The following is a 3,731-nucleotide window of genomic DNA, read 5'->3' as shown; positions in this document are numbered from 1 at the left end:
CCGGATGCGAGCCCGGCAACATTGCGGCTTGCGGATCGGCTCGCCGAGTTTTGCGATGCGGTGCAAACCAAGGCGGCTTGAAGGCGCTGGAGGTGAAGGCGCTTACTTGGCCGCGGACATCAGCTTGTCGCCGCACGCATGTGCGTAGAACTTGCCGCCGCATTGGCGCTTGATCGCAGCGCAGCGCGCCGCCGGAGACGCGTTTTGCGGGAGCGTGAAGCCGCAGCTGAGACCATCGGCGCTGCGGCCGGGTTTGCCGGCGGCAAACGCCGCGCTGGAGGCGCTGATGCAGACCAGGAGCAGAGCCGCGGTGGCGATTTCGATCAACATCCTCATGGTCTCTCCTCTCCACACTGATGGCTGAATCTTTCGTAATCTAGCACCGAATCCAGGTTTCTCCGTGCTCGCCCGGGTTCCCAACTCGGCCCGTTCCTTGCATAAATAAGCGCCAGCGCATGCACGGCACGGGCGACAGTTCCGGTGCAAGGGCACGACGCGTAGATTGGTAAGAGCTCTTTCGACCTAGGAAGTGACGGCTTTGCAGGATTCATCGTTCCAGCCCAGTTTTCCGGCCCCGGGGCAGCCGATCGACGAACTCGCACTGGCCGAGATCAAGGGCGCAATCCTGGCGAAGCTGCGCCTTGCCATCGGCAAGGACGCGGGCATGGCGACCAAGCACGACTGGTACCAGGCCGCGGCGCTGGCGCTGCGCGACCGCATCGTGCATCGCTGGCTCACGGCCGAGAAGCACAGCTACGACGCTGGCCGCAAGCGGGTCTACTATCTCTCGCTCGAATTCCTGATCGGCCGTCTGTTCAGCGACGCGCTCAACAACATGGGCCTGCTCAAGATCTTCGAGGTCGCGCTCGGCGATCTCGGCGTCTCGCTGCCGGAGCTGCGCAAATGCGAGCCGGACGCCGCGCTCGGCAATGGCGGCCTCGGCCGGCTCGCGGCATGCTTCATGGAGAGCATGGCGACGCTGTCGATCCCCGCGATCGGCTACGGCATCCGTTACGATTACGGCCTGTTCCGCCAGATCATCAATCAGGGCTGGCAGCAGGAATATCCCGACGAATGGCTGAGCTTCGGCAACCCCTGGGAATTGCAGCGGCCCGAAGTGATCTACGACGTCAATTTCGGCGGCGGCGTCGAGCATGTCGACGACAAGGGCCGCGACCGTGCGATCTGGCATCCCGGCGAAACCGTGCAGGCGATCGCCTATGACACGCCGATCGTCGGCTGGCGCGGCGAGCACGTCAACGCGCTGCGGCTGTGGTCGGCGCGTTCGCCCGATCCGCTCAAGCTGGACGCCTTCAACAGGGGCGACTACGTCAGCGCCAGCGCCGAGCAGTCGCGCGCCGAAGCGATCTGCAAGTTTCTCTATCCCAACGACGAGAGCCCGGCGGGCCGCGAGCTGCGCCTGCGCCAGGAATATTTCTTCGTCTCGGCCTCGTTGCAGGATCTGGTGAAGCGGCATCTGGCCTCCGACGGCCAACTGCGCAGCCTGTCGAGCAAGGTCGCGGTGCAGCTCAACGACACCCATCCGAGCCTTGCCGTGACCGAGCTGATGCGGATCCTGGTCGATTTGCACAATTTCCGCTGGGACGAGGCCTGGAAGATCACGGTCGCCACCCTCTCTTACACCAACCATACGCTGCTGCCCGAGGCGCTGGAGACCTGGCCGGTCGAACTGTTCGAGCGGCTGCTGCCGCGGCACCTCGAGATCATCTACCGCATCAACGTGCAGCATCTGGCGCTCGCCGAGGCGCGCTGCCCCGGCGACATCGACTTCCGTGCCTCGGTCTCGCTGATCGACGAGAAGAGCGGCCGCCGCGTGCGCATGGGCCAGCTCGCCTTCGTCGGCTCGCACCGCATCAACGGCGTCTCGGCGATGCATTCTGACCTGATGCGCGAGACCGTATTCCACGATCTCAACCATCTCTACCCCGGCCGCATCACCAACAAGACCAACGGCATCACCTTCCGACGCTGGCTGATGCTGGCGAACCCGAAGCTGACCGATCTGTTGCGCGAGAGCTGCGGCGACGCCGTGCTCGACGATCCGACCCAGCTCTCGCTGATCGAGGCCCGCGCCAGCGACGTCGAATTCCAGAAGAGGTTCCGCAGCGTCAAGCTCCACAACAAAACGGCGCTGGCGCGCCTGATCGGCGAGCGGCTCGGCATCAAGGTCGACCCCGCCGCGCTGTTCGACGTGCAGATCAAGCGGATCCACGAATACAAGCGCCAGCTGCTCAACATCATCGAGACGGTCGCGCTGTACCAGGCGATCAAGGACGACCCCAACGGCAATTGGGTGCCGCGGGTGAAGATCTTCGCCGGCAAGGCGGCGGCGAGCTACCGCTACGCCAAGCTGATCATCAAGCTGATCAACGACGTCGCGGAAGTCGTCAACAACGATCCCGCGATCGGCGGCAAGCTCAAGGTGGTGTTCCTGCCCGACTACAATGTCAGCCTCGCCGAGGTGATCATTCCCGCGGCCGATCTCTCCGAGCAGATCTCGACCGCCGGCATGGAGGCGTCCGGCACCGGCAACATGAAGCTGGCGCTCAACGGCGCCATCACCATCGGCACGCTCGACGGCGCCAATATCGAGATCCGCGACCATGTCGGGCCCGAGAACATCGCGATCTTCGGCATGGAGGCCGGCGACGTGATGATCCGGCGCAAGCAGGGGCTCGACGCCTCCGACGTGATCCGCAATTCGCCGAAGCTGCAGCGCGCCATCAACGCGATTGGCGGCGGCGAGTTCTCGCCCGGCGATCCCGGCCGCTTCGAATCCATCGCGCACGCGCTGCGCTATCTCGACCATTACATGGTCAGCGCCGATTTCGATTCCTATTACGAGGCGCAGCGCGCGGTCGACGCGCGCTGGCAGGTGACGCCGGCCTGGACGCGCGCCTCCATCCTCAACGTCGCGCGCATGGCGTGGTTCTCCTCGGACCGCACCATCCGCGAATATGCCGAGGAGATCTGGAACGTGCCGGTGAACCCGACCACGCCGTCGCTGCCGAATTTGCGCGACGCCGCGGGCTGATTTTCCGTGGCATGGAAGCGGCGTTACCTGATACGTAATTGCACAAGCAAGCGATGGCTGTGATATGACGACCGTCATTCCGGGGCGGCTCGCAGAGCCGAACCCGGAATCTCGAGATTCCGGGTTCGATGCTGCGCATCGCCCCGGAATGACAGACGGGAACACAAATGCACGCCAAGCTCCTGCACCCCTTCGACGAGGCCACGCGCATCACTGCGGGTGACAGCAGCTGGCAGGGGCATACCAGCGACGACTACTGGGCCTTTGTCGGCCCGTTCGGCGGCGCCACCGCCGCGACGATCCTGCGCGCTCTGATCGAGCATCCGCAAGCCGCCGGCGACCCGCTCGCGCTCACCGTCAACTATTGCGCGCCGATCGCCAGGGGGCCGTTCGATCTCGACGTTCGCCTCGTCAAGGCCAACCGCTCGAGCCAGCACTGGAGCGTCGAGCTCAGCCAGGGCGGCGGCGAAGTCGCAACCCTCGCCACCGCGGTGTTCGCCGAGCGGCGCCCGTCCTGGGAGCACCGGGTGGCCCGATATCCCGATGCGAAGCCGTTCGAGGCAACGCTGCCGTTTCCGAAGATCAAGGCTTCCTGGGCCAACCAGTATGAATTCCGCTTCGTCGAGGGCGAGATGCGGATCGGCCCGCCGCAAGCCGCACTCGACAGCACATACTC

At 64.9% G+C, this 3,731-nt stretch carries 3 protein-coding genes; 2 read left to right on the top strand and 1 reads right to left on the bottom strand.

What is annotated here, in order from left to right; all coding sequences use genetic code 11:
- Positions 1-102: 102 nt before the first annotated feature.
- Positions 103-336: a hypothetical protein gene (locus JHD07_RS23990; protein ID WP_291626555.1), complete on the bottom strand. Its 234-nt coding sequence runs from the start codon at positions 334-336 to the stop codon at positions 103-105.
- A gap of 202 nt (positions 337-538) precedes the next feature.
- Here JHD07_RS23990 and JHD07_RS23985 point away from each other — a divergent pair, with 202 nt between their 5' ends.
- Both JHD07_RS23985 and JHD07_RS23980 read left to right on the top strand, forming a co-directional pair.
- Positions 539-3,055: a glycogen/starch/alpha-glucan phosphorylase gene (locus tag JHD07_RS23985; RefSeq protein ID WP_291626553.1), complete on the top strand. Its 2,517-nt coding sequence runs from the start codon at positions 539-541 to the stop codon at positions 3,053-3,055.
- A gap of 167 nt (positions 3,056-3,222) precedes the next feature.
- A partial coding sequence (locus JHD07_RS23980) for a thioesterase family protein (RefSeq protein ID WP_291626563.1) occupies positions 3,223-3,731 on the top strand: 509 nt, incomplete at its 3' end.

The sequence above is a fragment of the Bradyrhizobium sp. genome (assembly GCF_016462955.1).
In the GTDB taxonomy this organism is placed as follows: Bacteria; Pseudomonadota; Alphaproteobacteria; order Rhizobiales; family Xanthobacteraceae; genus Bradyrhizobium.
Note: the sequence above shows the minus strand (reverse complement) of the source record. Positions and strands in the feature narration are given on the sequence as shown.